Here is an 18,659-nt window from a genome sequence, read left to right on the forward strand (position 1 = left end):
GGCGGAACCCGGCCGGGGTAAGCGCTTTCTGGGGAACGTAGAAGCTTGCCGTGGACGCGTCAATAGACTGCTACATGATTCTCATTCATATTCATGAACTCGCGATCATCCCCTCTCTTAACTTCGGCGGCTACTCTCCGCCCGTGAGCGAACTGTCGGCCGGGTACCTGCCGGAGCTGACCGCCGGGCGGCTGCTGGGCTCCTGGCAGCTGGACGTTCCCGCGCTGCTGCTCGTCGTCGCCCTGGCCGGGCTCTACGGCTGGGGTGTCGCGCGGGTGCGCGGCCGGGGCGGGGCCTGGCCGTTCGCGCGCCTCGCCGCGTTCGTCGTCCTCGGGCTCGGCACGATCGTCGTGGCCACGATGTCCGGACTGGCCGTCTACGACCATGAACTGTTCTGGCCCGCCGCCGTGCAGAACGTCGCCCTCGATCTGCTCGCGCCGCTGGGTCTCGCCCTCGGCGACCCGCTGCGGCTCGCAATCGAGGCGCTGCCGGAGGGCGGTGCGGGCCGGGTACGGCGGGTCATGACCGGCCGGCTGGTCAGGACGCTGACGTTCCCCCTCGTCAGCACGGCCGTGGTGCTGGCCACGGAACTGACCCTCTACTTCACGCCGTATTTCGCCACCGCGCTGCGCGTGGGCTGGCTGCACGAGCTGATGTATCTCCATCTGCTGGCGGCCGGCTGCCTGTTCGTCCTGCCGGTGCTCACCCGTGAACAGGCCCTGCCCGCCTGGTGCACCCACCCCGTCCGAGCGGCCCTGGTCTTCCTGGACGGCATCGTCGACGCCCTCCCCGGGCTGGTCGTCATGACGCACGGCACCCTGATCGCGGGCGCCTGGTACCTGCACCACGCGCCGCCCTGGTCGCCGGACGTCCACCACGACCAGCAGATCGGCGGCGGCGCCATGCTCGGCATCGCCGAACTGGCCGCCCTGCCCTTCCTGCTGGCGATCCTCGCCCAGTGGGTCCGCGCCGAGCGCGACCGGGCGGCGGAACTGGACCGCCGACTCGACGCCGAACTCACCCCTGCCGCACCAGAATTGGAGCGGGGCCCGGCTCCCGAACTGGTGCGGCCCTGGTGGGAGACCGAAAAGAGCGAGGTGGCGGCGCGGATGCGACGGCAGGGACACGACGCCGGGCAGGCTGACCCGTATGGCGACCTATGACATCCTCGGCGCGACCTACGCCCGGACACGGCGGCCCGACCCGCGGATCGCCGCGCGGATCCACGCCGCGCTCGGCGACGACGTCAGGCACGTCCTCAACGTCGGAGCGGGCACCGGCTCGTACGAACCACCGGAGACGGTCCTCGCGGTGGAACCCAGCCGGGTCATGCTGGACCAGCGACCGCCGGGAGCCGCACCCGGCGTGCAGGCCGTCGCGGAACGCCTGCCGCTGCGGGACGGCGCCGTCGACGCCGTGATGGCGGTGCTGACCGTCCACCACTGGTCCGCCCTGGCGGCCGGGATCAGGGAACTGCGCCGGGTGGCCCGCCGCCGCGTCGTCGTCCTGACCTGGGATCAGGACGTCTTCCGTGAACGGTTCTGGCTGGTACGGGAGTACCTCCCCGAGGCGGCCGCGTTCGACGACACCCGCGCCGTCCCCGTCGGCCGACTGGCCGCCCTGCTCGGCGGGGCACGGCAGGAGACGGTCCCCGTCCCCCACGACTGCACGGACGGATTCGCCGCCGCGTACTGGCGCCGCCCCCACGCCTACCTCGACCCGCAGGTGCGCGCGGGAATCTCGCTGCTCGCCCAGACCGGCGAGGACGTCATCGCCCCCGGCCTGGCCCGGCTCGCGGACGACCTGGCGAGCGGCCGCTGGCACACCCGGCACGCCGGGCTGCTCGCGCTCCACACCGTCGACGTGGGCTACCGGCTGCTGGTGGCCGACCTCTGATCCGTGTCCGGCCCGGTCGCCGACGGGACCGGCGTTGCCGGGGTCGGTGCGGCCGACGCGGTGCGGGGCAGGGCCGTCGGGCCGGTCGGGGCGCCCGGGCCGTCCGTGCGGGGGCGGGTCGTGGCGGGGGCGGGTGCCTCGGACGCAGAGGTCGGTGAAGGCGAAGGCGTCGATGAAGGCGAAGCCGTCGACGGATGGGGAGTCGGTGCCGGTGTGGGAGGTGTCGTGCTCGCGGGCGGCGGGGCCATCGGGACCGTCGGGGAACGGGAGGGCTCCGGGGCCGTGAGGCGCAGGGGGAGGGCGATGAGGGCGGCCGCCACGCAGCACAGGCCGGCTCCGGCCGCGGCGCGCAGCACGCGCCGGCGGGTCGCCCTGCGGCGGATCGCCTCGTACTGGCCGGGGGGTGCGCCCAAGTAGTCGGGTGAGGTGGGCCGCAGGATCACGGCGAGCGGGTCGTCGGGGCCGGGCTCCCGGTCGTCCGGATCGTCGTCAAGGCGTGTGGTCAAGGCTTCTCCTCAGATGGACGCGGAGCAGTTCCCGGGCCGCGTGCAGGTCGGCCTTGACCGTTCCTTCCTTGCGCCCGGTCAGCACGGACACCTCCCGGATCGGCATGTCAGCGTAGTAGTGGAGGAGGATCGGGACGCGGAGTCGTTCCGGGAGCGACTGCACGAGCAGGCGCACCGACGGGTCGGCCTGCTCGGGGTGGGGCCGTCCGGCGGCTTCCGAGGTGACGCGGCGCATGGCCCTGCGCTCGCGCTCCAGTTTGCGCCAGTGGTCCCGGACGAGGTTGGCCGCGGTGACGTAGAGGAAACCGCGAGGTTCCGCCACGGACGTCCAGCGGGCCCAGAGCCGGGTGAACGCCTCCGAGGCGATCTCGTGGGCCGTCTCGTCGTCGTCGACGAGTCGGCGGCACCAGCCGGCCAGGCGTGGGTAGAGGGCGGCGAACAGCTCGGACGCGGCCTTCTCACGGGACCGTTTCAACGCTCTCCAGGGGTCGGGGACTCGGCACCGCTCAGCGCGGCGAACACGATCACGTTGTCCGCGTATCCGTCGCCGGTACGCGCTCCGCCGCACGTGATCAGCCGCAACTCCGGGCGGTCCACGTTCCCGTAGACGTCGTCCACCGGGAACTGGGTTCGGGGGACGGTCCGTACCGCCGTGACGGCGAACTTCGCCGCCGTGCCGTTCTCCAGGCGCGCCACGATCCGGTCGCCGCGGTGCAGCCGGGCGAGGTGACGGAAGACGCCGTCGCCGTACGGCCCGACCGTGACGTGCCCGAGGATCACCGACGGGCCTCTCTGGCCCGGCGTCGGCGAGTGCCGGTACCAGCCCGCCCGGTCGTCCGCCGTGACCGGCGGCACCCGCACCGTGCCGTCCGGGGCCAGCCCCAGCCGGATGACCGGGGTGTCGACACCGATGGCCGGGACCAGCAGCCGGACCGGGACCGAACGGGCCAGGGGGCGGGCCCCCTTGGCCGGCCTCGGCCGAGCGGGAGACCGCGGCTGTGGTGCAGTGGCTCGGGAGTCCGGCGTCGTCCGATCCGTCCCCTGGCCTGCGCATGCCGTGAGCGGCGACGCCAGCGCCGCCGTCGTGAACGCGCGCCTGGAGAACGGGGTCATGCCCCGGTCGCCCGGCGGCGCCGTACGACGAGGACCGTCCCGCCGCCCATGGCGAGCACCGCGGCGGCGCCCGCGCCGACCGCCGCCCCGCCGAGGCCGGAGTCGGAGGCCTGGGACGCCGTCGTCACGCCGGTGTCGGGCGCGCCGCTCGGTACGACGGAGACCTGGTCGTCGGCCGGTGCCCGGGTCGGCTCGTCCTTCGGGACCGGGGTGTCGGTGGCCGGGGCGCGGGTCGGCTCGGCACTCGGGACCGGCGTGGCGTCGGCCGGCGCGCGGGTCGGCTCGGCACTGGCCGTCGGTTCGGCGCTCTCCGCCGGCCGGGGGGTGGATTCGGCGGCCGTCGGGGCCGGGCTCGGGGTGGTCGCCTCGCTCGCGAACGCGGGCCCCGTGCCCAGGAGTACGGCGGTGCCCGCGAGGGCCAGGGCGGTGAGGACGGTTCGGCGCATGGGAACGCTCTCCTTCGTCGGTCCCGCCCGGTGAACGGCGGGGTGGGTGACGGGTCGTGCGGAGAGACGAGGCGGCCGGGGGGCGGGTTGTAAAGAGATGGCAAAGTCCGGTGGGGCGAAGTCCGGTGAGGGCGGAGGGGGAGGGCGGAGGGGGAGGGCGGAGGGGGCGGATGGGGGCGGAGGGTGAACGGCGGAGACCGCCCCGGTCCTCTTGGCAATGCCCCTGCCGCCGGGTTCAATGACGCCGCTTGTGATCGTGACGTGCCGTGGACGCAGGCACACCCGCACAACGCCTGAAGGGACGGACCGTTGACCTCCTCACCCGTCTTCACCACCGTTCCCCGCACCGCCGACGTCGTGATCATCGGCGGCGGTGTGATGGGCACCGGCATCGCCTTCCACCTGGCCGAGGCGGGGGTGCGGAACATCGTCGTCGTCGAACGCGGTGAGCTGGGCTGCGGCAGCTCGGGCAAGCCGATCGGCGGCGTGCGGGCGCACTTCTCCGACCCGCTCAACATCGAACTGGGCAGCCGGAGTCTGCGCGCCTTCCGCGATTTCCCGGACCGGCCCGGCGCCGACATCCGGCTCGACACCGTCGGCTATCTCTTCCTGCTCACCACCGAGCAGCAGGCCGCGGACTTCGAGGCCGGTGTGCGGCTGCAGAACTCCCTCGGCGTCCCCAGCCGCATGATCACCCCCGAAGAGGCCCGCCGGCTGTGTCCCTACGTCAGCACCGACGGACTGGTGGCCGCCGCCCACTCGCCCGCCGACGGCCACGCCCGGCCCGCACTGGTCGTCCAGGGCTACGCGCGGGCGGCGGCCCGGGCCGGGGCCGTCCTCGCGACGCACACCACCGTCACCGGCCTCGACACCACCGGCGACCGGGTGACGGCCGTCCACACCGACCGCGGGCGGATCGACTGCGCCACGGTGATCTGCGCCGCCGGCGCCTGGTCGGCCCGGATCGGCGAGATGGCCGGTGTCCCGCTCCCCGTGCGGCCGGTGCGGCGCCAACTGGCCTTCACCGTCCCGCTCACGCCCCCCGCCCCGCGCATCCCCTTCACCATCGACTTCACGTCCTCCGCGTACTTCCACAACAGCGACGACGGTCTCCTGTTCGGCCTGGCCGACCCCGCCCAGCCGGACGGTTTCGACACGACCTGGACCCCGCAGTGGCTGGAGCTGTTCCGCGAGGTCGCCCGCCGTCGCGCGCCCGCCCTCGCGGACCTGGAGACGGCGGGCGGCTGGGCCGGGCTCTACGAGGTCACCCCCGACCACAACGCGCTCATCGGCCGCTCGGAGGAAGTCGTCAACTTCCTCTACGCCACCGGGTTCTCGGGTCACGGCTTCCTCCAGGCCCCGGCGGTGGGGGAGATCGTCCGCGACCTGTGCCTGGGCCGCACGCCCTGCGTCGACGTCGGCCCGCTCGCCGCCGACCGCTTCCGGGACGGGGCGGGGATCCGGCCCGAGTCGCATGTCGTATGAGCCTCGGCATTAATCGGCTGCGCAAGGGAGCGAGGGCCACTAGCATCCGTCGCGATGACGACTCACTGCGTTGACAGATTGGGGGTCCCGTCCGCTCCAGGTGAGTGCTGATGCCCACCCACACCGCGAACGGGAAACCCTCGCTTTCCTTCTGGCCGCGCGTGCGCGAGTTCGCCGTGCCGCCCGCCATGATCGAGGCCGCGACCGCCCGGCGCCGAGCCGGGGACTGGGCAGGCGCGTGCGCCGCCGCGAACGTCGACGTCGACCTCCAGCCGCGTGCCGTGGCCCGAGCCCACGGCCGGGAGCTCGCCAACCGGCTCCGGACCGACCTCCGTCACCTGGCCCCCGACCTGCTGCGCTGGCACCTGCCGAGGATCGCCCCCGACGGGCTGCTGCGGCCGGGGCTGACCGTCACCCTGGCCCGGTACGACGCGGCCGGGCGGGACGGCGTGAGCCCGCTGCACCTGGTGGTGCGGACCCCGCCGGCCTGGGCGGACGCCGGTCAGCGGATCAGCCTCGCGCTGTGGGACGCGTCCCACGCGGAGGCGGTCGACCGCCGCCATCCGCATCCCCGTCCCAGCCGGCGGTTCCGTCTCGACCTGCACCGCCACCTGTGGGACGTGCGCCGGGCCGGTGAGCTGGGGGTGCGGTGCGGGGCTGACGGACCGCCCGGCGACGGCCGCTCGGCCCTGGCCGTGGACACGGAACCGACCGGCCTGCTGCCGCCGGGGCACCACTGTGCCGTCGACCGGTGGGCGGCCGAGGCGGAGATCCTGCTGCGTGCCGAGGGCCGGTCGGGCGGCAGGGTCCGTGTACGGCTCGGAGCGCGCAACCGGCTGGTTCTGGACGTGTCCGACGGGGCCGCGGTGGTGAACGCGCACGCCCCTGACTCCGCACTGCCCGTCCTGCCCGACGCGGCCACCTGGGTGCTGCCCGACCTGCAACTGCTCAGGACCGGGGCGATCGACGCCGGACGGCTGCATCCGCTGGTCGCCTCGGCGCTGGGAGTGGGTACGCCGGCCCCCGCGTCCCGCGACCCGGGCCGGTCCGGTGATCCACGGCTGGTGGAGTGCCGGGGCGCCCGGCACCGCATCGGTCTGGTCGACGGTGCGCTCGCCGCGCTGGACCACGACCCGGCCGAGATCCGCCGCGAGGAACTGCTGGTCGCCCTCGGCGGAACTCCGCTGCCCTGCCTGCGGGCCATCGACGAGGCACACCGCCGCCCCGACTGCCTCACCGGCGTCCGCGAACGCCTCGACCACGGCGACGTCGCCGGTGCGCTGGCCGTCGTGGAGGGCCTGCTGGGTCCTGAGGCGGTGCTGCGCAACGGCCCGCTGCGGGACGCGCTGGAGACGGCCGCGCGGCGGCGCATCGCCTACGGGCTGTTCCGGGCGGGCCTGGCCGGCCCCTCGCCCGGCGGTCTGCGCCCCTGGGACCGCCGCCGCTCCCGCGACCACGGCCCGCACCCGCGCCACATGTGACGTCGCCCTGCCTCCCTCCGGAACCCTCAGACCCCCTAGACCCACAGGTGATCACACATGCCCACACGCACCCCGTCCACCGACCCCGACACCGCCACGCAACTCCAAACCGGCGGCGACCTGTTGTCCCTGCTGCGCGACACCACCACCGAACCCCGACCCGACACCCAGCTGGAGGCCCTGACCCTGGCCGTGGCCGCGGACCTGCCCGTGCTGCTGTGGGGCGAGCCGGGCATCGGCAAGACGGCGGCCCTGACCCAGCTCGCCACGGCCCTGGACCTGCCGCTGACCACGGTGATCGCCAGCGTGCACGAGCCGTCCGACTTCTCCGGGCTGCCGATCGTCGGCGACGACCCCGCCGAACAGGGCGTTCCGATGGCCCCGCCGGACTGGGCCGTACGACTGGTGCGGGCCGGCCGGGGACTGCTCTTCCTCGACGAACTCTCCACCGCGCCGCCCGCCGTTCAGGCCGCCCTGCTCCGGCTCGTGCTGGAGCGGCGGATCGGCGCGCTGCGGCTGCCGCCCGGTGTGCGGATCGTGGCCGCCGCCAACCCGCGTTCCTCGGCCGCCGACGGCTGGGAACTGAGCCCGCCGCTCGCCAACCGCTTCGTCCATCTCCAGTGGGCCCACGACACCGAGGTCGTCGTACGCGGCCTCGGCGGGACCTGGCCCCGGGCGACCCTGCCCCGCCTGGACCCCCAGAAGCTGCCGGAGGCCGTGGCCCTGGCCCGGCGTGCCGTGTGCGGGCTGCTCACCGCACGCCCCGGGCTCGTGCACCGGCTGCCCAGCGGGGAAACCCGCCGGGGCGGGCCCTGGCCGTCTCCCCGGAGCTGGGAGATGACACTGCACCTGATCGCCTTCGCGACCGCCGCCGGCTCCTCCCGGGACGTCCTGTCCCTGCTGGTACGCGGCACGGTCGGGGACGGCCCGGGTCTCGAACTGCTGGCGAGCATGGACCGGATGGACCTCCCGGACCCCGAGACGCTCCTGGCCGACCCGGACGGTGCGGTCCTGCCCGAGCGGGGGGATCTGCGCCAGGCCGCGCTGGACGGTGTCGTGGCCGCCGTCCGCAGCCGTCCGGAGAAGTCCCGCTGGGACGCGGCGTGGGCACTCCTGGTCAGGGCGGTGGAGAGCGGACCCCCGGACGTGGTGGTCGTCCCAGCGACCACCCTCGCCGCACTGCGCCGGGACGACTGGGACGTACCGGCGGCGATCGAGAGTCTCGCCGGGGTGGTGTCCCTGTCCCGCCGAGCGGACGACGCGGCAGCCCGGACGAAGCCGGCGGCCACGGCGAAGGCGGGCCGATGACGAGGGACGCGCCGAGGGCGCCGCTGACGAGGGACATGCCGAGGGCACCGATGACCGGGCAGGCGTCCGGCACGCCGCCGCCGACGACGACAGACCCGCCTCCGTCGACGAGCACACCCGGAGCGGCCGAAGCCCCCGGGACGCCCGCCACGCCACCGACGGACACGCCGCCGACGCCGTACACCCCCGCTACGGCCGAAGCCCCCGAAACGCCCGGCACCCTCGACCGCGCCAAGCTCTTCGCCGCCCGTCTGCACGCCGCCCGGGTCCGCCCGTACCTCGCGACGGCCCTGTTCGCCCTGCACGTCGTCGAGTCGCGGCGGGTCCCGACGATGGGCGTCGACCGGTACTGGCGGTGCTACGTGTCGCCGGCGTTCGTGGACCGTACGCCCGTCGAGGAGCTGGCCGGCGTGTGGGTGCACGAGGTGTCGCACCTGCTGCGCGACCACCACCGGCGCGGTGACCGGGTCGCGCGGGAGCGCGGGCTGAGCGGCCCGGCGGAGCGGCTGCGGATGAACATCGCCGCGGACCTGGAGATCAACGACGACGTGTACGGCGAAGGGCTGGCCCGCCCGGAGGGCGCTGTCGACCCGGAGGGACTGGGCCTGCCGGAAGGCCAGTTGATGGAGGACTACCTGTGGCAGTTCCGCCTCGGCCCGCGGATGCGGGACCTGGCCTGGCTGGACTGCGGCAGTGGCGCCGACGGCCTGGACAGGGAGTGGGAGCTCGGCCCGGACGGTGCGCACGGCCTGAGCGAGCAGGAGCGGGACGCCGTCCGCTTCCGGGTGGCGCAGGGCATCACGGGCCGCCCCGGCAACGCCTCGCAGAGATGGCGGCGCTGGGCCGACGAGGCCTTCCACCCACCTCAGCCGTGGCGGGAGTTGCTGGGCGCGGCCGTCCGCTCGGCGGCGTCCGGACCCGGCGCGGGCGAGGACTACACCTACGGCCGCCCGGCCCGCCGCTCGGCGAGCGTGCCCGGCGCCGTGCTGCCGAGCATCAGACGGCGGCCGCCCCGGGTGTCCGTCATCATCGACACCTCCGGGTCGGTCAGTGACGCCGAGTTGGGCAGCGCGCTCCTGGAGGTCACCGCGATCTCCCGGGCCGTGGGCGGCCGGCGCGACCTGGTCACGGTGGTGCCGTGCGACGCGTCGGCCCGGTTCGTGCACACGCTGTGCCGTGCCGAGGGCATCCCGCTGACGGGCGGCGGCGGCACGGACCTGCGCACCGGCTTCACCCGGGCGCTGCGCACCCGCCCGGCCCCGGACGTCATCGTGGCCCTGACCGACGGCCAGACCCCCTGGCCGAGCACCCGACCCCCGTGCCGGACGGTGATCGGCCTGTTCCCGCGCCGGTACCGGGGCCACGCCTACGACGAGACCGACCCCGAGTACGTCCCCGACTCACCCCCGGCCTGGGCCCGCGTGGTGGACATCGGCTCGGCGGGCCCGTGAACGGATCACGGAGTCCTGTCTTCGTCGGTGTCGGTGTCGGCGTCGGAGCCGTGGCCGGAGCTGTGGCGGGGCTCGCGGCGGCCCGGCGACGCTGGGTTCCGCACGGCCCTCCGTCCCGGAGGAACCCGCCGCTGTCAAGCGCCCTCCGTGCCGGCAGGCCTGCGCAACAACCCCCGTTCCATCGCCACCACCACCGCCCTGGTGCGGTCGTTGACGTCGAGCTTGGCGAACAGCCGGAGCAGATGCGTCTTCACCGTGGCCTCGGCGATGACGAGGCGGCGGCCGATCTCGGCGTTGGTCAGGCCGTCCGCGACCGCGTTCAGGACATCCGCCTCCCGGGCGGTGAGCGGGATCTGGGCGGGCTGGCGCATGCGGGCGACCAGCCGTTCGGCGACCCGGGGCGCCAGCACCGTCTCCCCGCGCGCCGCCGCGCGGATCGCGTCGGCCAGTTGCTCACGGGTGGTGTCCTTGAGGAGGTAGCCGATCGCCCCGGCCTCCACCGCGCGCTCGATCTCCGCGTCGGTGTCGTACGTCGTCAGGATCAGCACCCGGGTGCGGGGGAAGCGCCGCACGATCTCGGTCGTGGTCGCCACGCCGTCCAGTACCGGCATCCGCAGGTCGACCAGGGCGACATCGGGCTCGTGGCGCTCGACGAGGTCCAGGGCCGCGCGGCCGTCGCCCGCCTCGCCGACGATCTCGATGCCGGTGTCGGAGGCGAGGAGGGCCACGACGCCGGCCCGCATGACGGTGTGGTCGTCCACGACGATGACGCGGAGCGGTCCGCCGGTCATGCCCGCACCCCCTGGGGGATCAGCGCCAGCACCCGCGTCCCGTCGCCCACCGAACTCGTCACCGTCAGTCTCCCGCCCAGCTCCGCGAGCCGTTTGCGCATGCCGTCCAGGCCGAAGCCCGAGGACTCCTCCACCACGAACCCGGTCCCGTCGTCGGTGATTTCGAGCTCCACTCCATAAGGCTGCCGGGCCAGGACCACGCCGACCGTGGACGCGCGGGCGTGCTTGCGCACGTTGGCCAGGGACTCCTGGGTGCAGCGCAGCAGCGCGATCCGGGTCTGCTGGTCGCACTCCAGGTCCGCAAGGTCGGCGTCGACGGTGAGGCCGGTGTCCTCCGCGAAACGGTCCAGGGTCCGGCGCAGGGTCTGCGCCACCGAACCGGCGGCCGCCTGGCCGGGGCTCCGGGGCGAGCCGACCAGTTCCCGGGCCTCGGCGAGGTTCTCCCGGGCCGTCGACTCGATCGACCGCAACTGCTGGGCGCTGCGCGCCGGGTCGGCGTCGAGGCCCGCCCGGGCCGCCTCGGCGAGCACGATGATCGAGGCGAAGCCCTGCGCGAGGGTGTCGTGGATCTCCCGCGCCATCCGCTCCCGCTCGTCCGCCGCGCCCTGACGCTGGTGCGCCTCGGACAACTCCGCCTGAGTCTGCTCCAGTTCGGTGATCAGCCGGGCCCGTTCGGCGCTCTGCCCGACCACCGAGTGCGCCCACAGCCCGATCAGCACCCCCACGGCGACGACGATCAGCGTGGACACGAGCGTCTCGGTGAAGAACTCCACCGTCCAGCCGTCCTGCCGCAGCACGCTCGCGGCCAGGGTGGCGGCGGTGGCGAGCCCCAGGAACGCCATCGAGGCCCTCGGCGTCCGCCCGAACATCCAGTAGTGCGGCAGCGTCACCATGAACAGCGCCCCGTAGTTGCCCCGCAGATACGCCAGCCCGCCCAACGCGACCGCCAGCACCGACAGATAGACGTGCGGCCGTACGACGGGATTGGCCGGGAAGCGGTCCAGGACCGCGTACGACAGCACCACCCCGCCCAGCAGGGCCAGCGCCACGTACTTGCTCTCACCGGGCCGGTCGATGGCGACCTGCCCGACGGCCATCACGGCGAACAGCAGCCAGCACACCGCGTTCCAGCGGCGCAGCGAGGTCGCCCAGAAGGCGTCGGCGGTGGACCCGGTGAGAGCGGTCATGCCGATCAACGTACGTCGACCGCCGGACGGGAGGAGGTCCTTTTCTCCGGGGCTGCCGGAACCCGCCGCCCCGGGCGCGAGGGCCACCAGCTCGCCTCGCCCAGCAGCAGCATCGCCGCCGGCAGCACCATGACCCGGACCATGAACGCGTCGATCAGCACGGCCGCCGCCAGGACGAAGCCCATCTGCTTCATCTCGATGATGTGCAGGAAGACGAAGCTGGTGAACACGGTCGTCATCACCACCGCCGCGCTGGTCACCACGCTCGCCGAGGAACGGATCCCGTCGAGCACGGCCTGCCGCGTGGGCACGCCCGCGAGTACGGCCTCCCGGATGCGGCTCACCACGAACACCTGGTAGTCCATCGACAGCCCGAAGAGGATCACGAAGAGGAAGAGCGGCACCCGCGACCCGATGGACCCGGTGGACCGGAAGTCCAGCAGGCTCTCGGCCCACGTCCCTTGGAAGACCAGGACGAGCAGCCCGAGCGCCGCAGCGGCGGACAGCAGGTTCAGGGCGACGCCGAGCAGCCCGAGCACCACCGAACGGAAGGCGTACACGGTCATCGCGAACGTCACCAGCAGCAACGCGCCGAGCACCAGGGGCAGTTTGCCGTTCTGGTGGGCGGGATAGTCGGCGTAGCGGGCGACGTCCCCGGACACGCCGTACTCGGCGCCGGTGATTCGGCCGACGGTCGCGGGCAGGAAGTCGTCCCGGAGCCGGTCCAGGGAGTCGTACGCCTCGTCGGAGTTGCCGAGGTGCGGCACCTTCAGTTCGAGGGTGCTGGTGCGCCCGTCGGCGGACGACCGTATGCGCGAGGCCTCGGTGAACAGCGGGTCGGCTGCGGCACGCTCGGCCACCTCACGCAGCGCGGCTCCCACCTCCCCCGACCGCGAGGCGTCGGCACGGACGACGACCTGGTGGGTCACCCGCTGCTCGGGGAACGCCTCGTTGAGCCGGTCGTAGACCTTCATCGCGGGAATGTCGCGGGAGTGCGTGTCCCGGCTCATCTCGGTGATCTTCAGTCCGGCCAGCGGGACGACGAGGGCGAGGAGCGCGACGACCGAGACGCACAGGGTCGCGAGGGGATGCCGGGCGGCGGGCCGCAGCAGAGCACTCCACATCCGGCCGCCGCCTGTCCCGCCGCGTACCCGCCGCGCCGGCTTTCCGCGCTCCGCCCGCCGCCGTGCCCGGCGTTCCCCCCGCCGCCCCAGCTTGACGAGCAGCGCGGGCAGGGCCGTCAGCGAACTGGCCACCGCGACCAGGACGACGACGATGGTGCCGGTCGCGAGGGAGGAGAAGATCACGTCGGAGGCCAGGTACAGCGTCGCCGTGGAGGCGACCACCGCGAGCCCGGAGACCACGACCGCCCGGCCCGAGGTCGCGGCGGCCAGTTCCACCAGCGCCTCGGAGGAGAGCCGCCCGCCGGAGCGGGCCCGTTCCTCCCGCTCGCGCTTGAGGTGGAAGAGCGTGTAGTCGACGCCGACCGCGAGGCCGATCATCAGGATGACGTTCGTGCCGACCCCGGCGTCGGGCGAGATGTGCGAGACGACCATGGCGAGCCCGACCGCCGCCGCGATCGACGACAGCGCCAGCAGCAACGGCACCCCGGCCATGGTCACCGACCCGAACACCACCATCAGCGTGACGAGGGTGACGGGAAGGGTGATCGCTTCGGACAGCGCCAGGTCGTCACTGCGCTGCTTGTCGACTCCCTTGCTGACGGAGGGACTTCCGGTCTCCTCCAGCAGCAGCCCGGGGTGGCCCTTCTGCACCGCCGCGGTCTGCGCCACGAGCGCGTCGACCTTGTCCTTCGCGTCCCGCTCCTCGCCCTTCAGCGCCACCTCGACCATCAGGATCCGGCGGTCCCCGGAGAGCAACGGGTCGGCCACGCCCGCCACTTCGGGCAGTTGCCGCATCCGGTCGGTCAGGTCGTCCGCGGCGGCCCGGGCGGCGCCCTCGTCGAGAGCACCGCCCGACCGGGAGGAGATCAGCACCTGCTCGGCGGCCCTGCGCTCCAGATGCGCCTCGGCCGCCAGGGCCTCGGCACGGCCGGCCTCACCGACCCGGTAGTCCGCCGTCTTCGCGCTGTTCGTGCCGACGGCACTGCCGGCCCCCAGACACAGGGCCACGAACACCAGCCAGCCGGAGATCGCCCGCCAGGGGTGCCGCGCACTCCAGCGCGCCACCCGCACAGATAATGAATTCATGCCCAAAAGCCTGGCTGGGCTGGGCAGTTGCCGGACAGAGGTACTCGGTTGAACCTGCCGTCCACCGGCCGGTGGACCCGGCCCCTGGGGAAAACCCCACCTTCTCCCGGATCAGCTCGGGGCCAGGACGACCGCCTGGCCGCCCGCCGGCGCCATGGCCACGTCGAGGGTATCGGCGGCGGTGACGGTCCGGGTGCTGACCACGACCGGGGTGCGGAACGGGCTGGAGCCCGGGGTGCCGTCGGCGTAGACCGTCGCCGTGTAGGTGCCGCTGCCGAGGAAGGACAGGGGCAGGGACAGCGTCCTGGACGACTCGTCGGTCATCGCGCCCAGGTACCAGGTGGAGCCGGCCCGGCGGGCGACCGCGATGTACTCGCCGATCGCGCCGGCCAGGGTGCGGCTCTCGTCCCAGGTCACCGGAACGGCGTTGAACCACGGCAGGCCCGGCCAGTTGGCCGGGTTGTTGTACTTGGACGGCTTGTCGTACCAGAAGAGGAAGTTGAGGGGCTGGTAGTACACCGCGGCCATCGCCATCTGGTGGGCGTTGGTCGTCTTGTCGCGGGACTGGCCGTAGCAGATCGTGTAGTCCATCGGGCCGCCGATGTTGCGCGCGAACGGCAGCGTCACGTTGTGCGTGGCGGTCGGGAACTGCTCGTTGCCGCGTACGCCCTCCAGGCTGATCCAGTTCGGGTACGTCCGTTCGTAGCCGAACGGCCGGACGTCGTCGTGCATGTCGATCAGCAGCTCGTACTTGGCGGCGGCCTTCGCCCAGTCGATGATCTGGTTGGTCATGGACTGGGTGCCGTCGTTGATGAAGCCGAGCTTGATGCCCTGCACACCCCAGCCCTTGTAGAGGGCGAAGAGGGAGTCCGCGTCGGTCAGCGCGAGCCGGTTGACGTAGAGGAAGAGGCCGATGCCCTTGCTCGTGGCGTACGAGATGACCGACGGCATGTCGATGGCGGCGATGGGCTCGGTCGCGTCCGGGGTGGTGAACTCCGGGCCGTACCAGCCGGCGTCGTACTCGATGTACTCGATCCCCCGGGCCACGGCGAAGTCGACGCCCGCCAGGCCGGCGGCGGTGGAGAGCTCGCAGCGGAAGACCTTGCCCGGCTTGATCCAGGAGGTGTCGGCAAGGGCGCTGGGCGGGGCCAGGTTGAGCACCAGCTCGGCGTTGTCGACGAGTTCGGCGTGGGTGGCGCCGATCACCACCGCACGCCACGGTGTGGCGAAGGGCGTGGTCACGGTGGAGGTCGTCTCCACCGGGCCGGTGCCGCGGGCGGTGTGCTCCATCAGGAAGGCGGAGAGGGTGTTGGGCTCGCCGGCGACCGAACCGAGCATCAGCCGCGGGTAGTCGACGCGCGAGGACTCGCAGACGCAGGCGATGAGCCCGCCGGTGAGGGTGGCGGTGAGGGGAAGGTCGGTGAGCGGGCCGTTGTCCGTGCCGGCCGTGCCGGTGACCGGTATGGAACCCGGCGCGACCGGCTCGTAGGCGTTCTCGTCGCGGGCGCTGTAGACGGTGGTGCCGTCGGGGAAGACGAACGTCGTCAGTTCGTCGGCGACGGTGGCGGTGCCCTCGTCGAGGAGGAGGTAGCGCAGGGCGACGCCGGTCTTGTACGCGCGGGCCTGGACGCCGAAGCGGAGGCCCGAGGCCCGGTCCTCCAGGTCCCAGTGCTGTTCCTGGTAGTGGTCGGTGACGGTCGCGTTGCGGCCGTAGACCGGGGTCCAGGTGGTGCGGTGGGTGCCGTACCGCTCCCCGGTCACCCTGACGTCACGGCCGAGGACGGTGCCGTCGCCGAGCTTCAGGCCCAGGGCCGAAGGGCCGATCACCGTACGGCCGTTGCGGCGGGCGGACCAGCGCAGCGCGCCGTCCACCAGGGACAGGGTGACTGAGGTGCCGCCCATGCGGGCGGTGACGCTCTTGGGGCGGCCCGGCCGGTCGTCCTCGGCGTGGGCGGGCCGGGTCGTGGCGATCCCCGCGGCGGCCAGTCCGGCGGTGACGGCCGCGCTCTTCAGCACGACCCGGCGGGACGCGGGCGCCGGGTGGCCGGCCGTTGCGTCCGCGGCGGGCTCTTCCCGTTCTCCCGAAGCTCTCATGGTGAGGGACCTTCCCCTTGCGGTAAGTAGCGGACGGTAAGCGGTAGTAACCGTTTTCTGCGAGCAGTTGTACGTGCCTGCGCAAGGTGGGGTCAAGAGGGAGGAACGGGTGCCGGGCCTGGTGGTGGCCCGGCACCCGGGGTGCCGTGGTGCGGTCGGTCAGCGCAGGAAGCCGAGGCGGTCCAGGCGGTCGTTCACACCGTTGCGGAGCTCGCCGAGGGTCGTGCCGGGCGGGGCCGCCTTCGGCGTGGAGGACGGCGGCTGGGTCTCGTCCGCGCAGGTCGTGCCGCGCGCCGGAACCTTAAGGTCCACCAGGTAACCGGTGACGGCGTCCGTCGCGCAGGCGCTGCGCCCGAAGGCGGTGTGCCCCTCGGCCTCGAAGGTGAGCAGCCGGCCGTTGTCGAGCTCCCGGGACAGGGCCACCGCGTCCCGGTAGGGGGTGTCCGGGTCACCGGTGGTGCCGAGCACGAGGATCGGCGCGGAGCCCTCCGCCCGGAAGGAACCGTCGTAGCGGCTGACCCGCTCGCCGGGCCACTGGGCGCAGGCGGTGGCGTGCTGGTGGTCGTAGAGCGGCGGACCGTACGCCAGGGCCGGTCCGAGCAGCGGCGCCAGCCTGGCGTTGGTGGTGACCTGCCGCTTCAGCAGGGCCGGGTCGCTCGGGTAGGCCTTGTCGACGCACTCGACGACCACGTTCGGGTTGAGGAAGTCGTAGCTGGCCGCGGACGGCGGCCGCAGCAGGAAGGAGGTGTTGTCGCGCTGCTGGGCCTTGCGCAGGGCCTCGCCGAGGGAGGGCCAGATGACCTTGCCCTCGTTGATGTTGAACAGGAGGCGGTAGACGAGGGTGTAGCCGTTCGCCTGCCCGCCGTTCGCGGTCGGTACGGGGTTGGCGTCGAGGTCGGCCTTGAGCTTCTCGAACGCGCCCCGGGGGTCGCCGTCACCGAACCCGCACGTGTCCTGGTCCGCCTTGCACCAGTCGAGGAAGCGCCTCATCGCGCCGTCCAGGGCGAGGTACTGGGGACGGTCGTAGGCGTAGGGCTGGTTCGCGTAGTGCTCGGGGTCGTAGGCGCCGTCGAGTGCGAGCGCGCGCACCCGCTCGGGGAACATGGCGGCGTAGACGGTGCCGATGTAACTCCCGAAGGACCGGCCGTAGTACGTCAGTTGGTCCTCGCCGAGGGCCTGGCGCAGCAGGTCGATGTCACGGGCGACGTACTCGGTGCCCACGTACGGCACCAGCTCGCCCGCGTTGTCCTGGCAGGCCTGGTCGAACGCGGCGGCCTGGCGCACGGCGGGCTCGTAGGCGTCCGGGCCGGGGACGCCCTTGGCGGCGGTGATGGCCTGGGTGTACGTCTGGTCGTCCCAGCACGTGACCGGTGAACTGCGCCCGACGCCGCGTACGTCGTAGCCGAAGACGTCGAAGGAGTCGCGCAGGGCGGCGGGCAGGTCGGCGTAGTTGCCGCGCACGAAGTCCACGCCGGAGTTGCCGGGCCCGCCGGGCTGGAGGAAGAGGGTGCCCTTCTTCTTGGCCTGGTCCGGGGCCTTCTTGCGGATGACCGCCAGGGTGATGGTCCTGCCCTGCGGATCGCGGTAGTCCAACGGCACGTCGGCGTTCGCGCACTCGAAGCCGCCCTGGCAGTCGGACCAGGACAACGACGGCACGGGCGGCTGCCCGTCGCTCCCGTCCGGCTGGGCGGCCATCACCTGGGCGGCGGTTCCGGCGAGCGCGAAGGAGACGGCGGCGGCGATGGCGATCCTCAGACGCGGGAGGCGTCTGCGCGCGCGGGTGCCGGACCGGCTCCGTCCTTGAACTTGCTTGGTCACTGTGCTGATTCCCCCTCGGGCGCGGCGCATGTGCCGTCGAGCACCCTGTGGTGCGGCTGGGTCGTTGAAGTTTCTAGCTCACTCGGAGGGGGAGGGGGAAGGAGATCGGCCTTGTGGACCTACCTCCACGCGATCTCTCCCATACCCGGCGGTAGTTGCGGTGCCGTTCACTTTCGGAACGGTGGAGAGTGCGCGGCGGCGATGCGGGATGCCTCGGCCGTTCGGCCGATCCGCGGGGGCCGGGACACCCCCCAGGATCCGCTGCGTAGTCTGAGGCTTTGTCTGGTCAAGCGCCGGGAACGGCCGACCGGTTCACCCGAGCGAACTCCTCCCCCCACCCGAAGGACCAGCCGACGTGTCGTCGAAGAACAGTCGTATCCGAGTCGCCCTCCTCGCAGCCGTCGTCGCCGTCACCGGCCTGGCCACGGCGGGACCCGCCCTCGCGGCCACGCCGGCGGTCGCCGCGGCGGTGACCGTCACGGCTTCCCAGGCGCAGGAACCCGCCATACCCACGGACTTCGTGGACCTGCCCACGAGCCCCCTCCAAGCCGACGCCCCCCAGGAGTTCACCGTCACCTACCGCAACAACACTCCGACGCCCACGACCGTCGCCCCGCAGCTCCTGGTGACGTCCCCGGACGCCGGGCCGTACCTGGCGCCGTCGGACGTCAAGGTCGAGCGGCGCACGGGGCATGGCTGCTGGACGGCCGTGCAACTGGGCAGCCGGACGGGGACGCTGTTCACGGATCTCGTGGGCGCGCAGCGGACGTTGGGGGCGGGGGAGAAGCTCGAAGAGCGGTACCGGGTCACGGTGGTGAACCACGAGGCTCGGGGGACTGTGTTGCCGAGGGTGGCCTTGTACGGCTGAGTCGC

16 protein-coding genes are annotated in these 18,659 nt (G+C 73.2%); 7 read left to right on the forward strand and 9 right to left on the reverse strand.

All coding sequences use genetic code 11. The features are described 5' to 3' along the window. The first annotated feature begins 143 nt into the window (after positions 1–143). Together PV963_RS23690 and PV963_RS23695 are read left to right on the forward strand one after the other, a co-directional pair. Complete coding sequence (locus PV963_RS23690) at positions 144–1,163, forward strand: cytochrome c oxidase assembly protein (RefSeq protein ID WP_425540933.1); 1,020 nt, start codon at positions 144–146, stop codon at positions 1,161–1,163. Beyond that, a complete protein-coding gene (locus tag PV963_RS23695) occupies positions 1,150–1,896 on the forward strand; it encodes a class I SAM-dependent methyltransferase (protein WP_274817760.1) in 747 nt (248 codons plus the stop codon). Before PV963_RS23690 ends, PV963_RS23695 begins: the two co-directional genes overlap by 14 nt. On the opposite strand, the gene PV963_RS23700 is transcribed toward PV963_RS23695, so the two are convergent. From PV963_RS23700 to PV963_RS23715, 4 genes are read right to left on the reverse strand one after another with little or no spacing between them, the layout of a single operon-like run. Beyond that, positions 1,869–2,402, reverse strand: a complete 534-nt coding sequence (locus PV963_RS23700; RefSeq protein WP_274817761.1) for a hypothetical protein — start codon at positions 2,400–2,402, stop codon at positions 1,869–1,871. The two genes, PV963_RS23695 and PV963_RS23700, sit on opposite strands and share 28 nt — an antisense overlap. Beyond that, positions 2,386–2,877, reverse strand: a complete 492-nt coding sequence (locus PV963_RS23705; protein WP_274817762.1) for an RNA polymerase sigma factor — start codon at positions 2,875–2,877, stop codon at positions 2,386–2,388. Before PV963_RS23705 ends, PV963_RS23700 begins: the two co-directional genes overlap by 17 nt. After that, positions 2,874–3,515 carry a class F sortase gene (locus PV963_RS23710; RefSeq protein WP_274817763.1) on the reverse strand — a complete coding sequence of 214 codons (642 nt, stop codon included), beginning with the start codon at positions 3,513–3,515 and terminating at the stop codon, positions 2,874–2,876. Before PV963_RS23710 ends, PV963_RS23705 begins: the two co-directional genes overlap by 4 nt. Next, on the reverse strand, positions 3,512–3,961 hold the full coding sequence (locus PV963_RS23715) for a Tat pathway signal sequence domain protein (protein WP_274817764.1): 450 nt from the start codon (positions 3,959–3,961) through the stop codon (positions 3,512–3,514). Before PV963_RS23715 ends, PV963_RS23710 begins: the two co-directional genes overlap by 4 nt. 309 nt (positions 3,962–4,270) lie before the next feature. Between PV963_RS23715 and PV963_RS23720 the strand changes: the two genes are divergently transcribed. The 4 genes from PV963_RS23720 to PV963_RS23735 all read left to right on the forward strand — a co-directional run bounded on the left by PV963_RS23720 (position 4,271) and on the right by PV963_RS23735 (position 9,686). After that, positions 4,271–5,446, forward strand: a complete 1,176-nt coding sequence (locus tag PV963_RS23720) for an NAD(P)/FAD-dependent oxidoreductase (RefSeq protein WP_274817765.1) — start codon at positions 4,271–4,273, stop codon at positions 5,444–5,446. A 110-nt stretch (positions 5,447–5,556) separates the two neighbouring features. Beyond that, positions 5,557–6,927 (forward strand): hypothetical protein, encoded by a 1,371-nt coding sequence (locus PV963_RS23725; RefSeq protein WP_274817766.1) that lies wholly within the window; start codon positions 5,557–5,559, stop codon positions 6,925–6,927. A 57-nt stretch (positions 6,928–6,984) separates the two neighbouring features. After that, positions 6,985–8,235, forward strand: a complete 1,251-nt coding sequence (locus tag PV963_RS23730) for an AAA family ATPase (protein ID WP_274817767.1) — start codon at positions 6,985–6,987, stop codon at positions 8,233–8,235. Between the two features lie 50 nt (positions 8,236–8,285). Next, positions 8,286–9,686: a vWA domain-containing protein gene (locus PV963_RS23735; protein WP_425541030.1), complete on the forward strand. Its 1,401-nt coding sequence runs from the start codon at positions 8,286–8,288 to the stop codon at positions 9,684–9,686. 134 nt (positions 9,687–9,820) lie between these two features. On the opposite strand, the gene PV963_RS23740 is transcribed toward PV963_RS23735, so the two are convergent. The 5 genes from PV963_RS23740 to PV963_RS23760 all read right to left on the reverse strand — a co-directional run bounded on the left by PV963_RS23740 (position 9,821) and on the right by PV963_RS23760 (position 17,663). Continuing rightward, positions 9,821–10,477 carry a response regulator gene (locus PV963_RS23740; RefSeq protein WP_274817769.1) on the reverse strand — a complete coding sequence of 219 codons (657 nt, stop codon included), beginning with the start codon at positions 10,475–10,477 and terminating at the stop codon, positions 9,821–9,823. Then, on the reverse strand, positions 10,474–11,664 hold the full coding sequence (locus PV963_RS23745) for a sensor histidine kinase (protein ID WP_274817770.1): 1,191 nt from the start codon (positions 11,662–11,664) through the stop codon (positions 10,474–10,476). Before PV963_RS23745 ends, PV963_RS23740 begins: the two co-directional genes overlap by 4 nt. Before the next feature lie 5 nt (positions 11,665–11,669). Continuing rightward, on the reverse strand, positions 11,670–13,874 hold the full coding sequence (locus PV963_RS23750) for an MMPL family transporter (RefSeq protein WP_274817771.1): 2,205 nt from the start codon (positions 13,872–13,874) through the stop codon (positions 11,670–11,672). Positions 13,875–13,985: 111 nt separating this feature from the next. Next, positions 13,986–15,968, reverse strand: a complete 1,983-nt coding sequence (locus PV963_RS23755; protein WP_274817772.1) for a glycoside hydrolase family 97 protein — start codon at positions 15,966–15,968, stop codon at positions 13,986–13,988. 159 nt (positions 15,969–16,127) lie between these two features. Further along, entirely contained in the window at positions 16,128–17,663 is a 1,536-nt protein-coding gene (locus tag PV963_RS23760; protein WP_425541031.1) for an alpha/beta hydrolase, read from the reverse strand. A 478-nt stretch (positions 17,664–18,141) separates the two neighbouring features. Between PV963_RS23760 and PV963_RS23765 the strand changes: the two genes are divergently transcribed. Beyond that, entirely contained in the window at positions 18,142–18,654 is a 513-nt protein-coding gene (locus tag PV963_RS23765) for a hypothetical protein (protein WP_274817774.1), read from the forward strand. Positions 18,655–18,659 lie beyond the last annotated feature (5 nt).

This window comes from Streptomyces coeruleorubidus (assembly GCF_028885415.1).
GTDB lineage: Bacteria > Actinomycetota > Actinomycetes > Streptomycetales > Streptomycetaceae > Streptomyces > Streptomyces coeruleorubidus_A.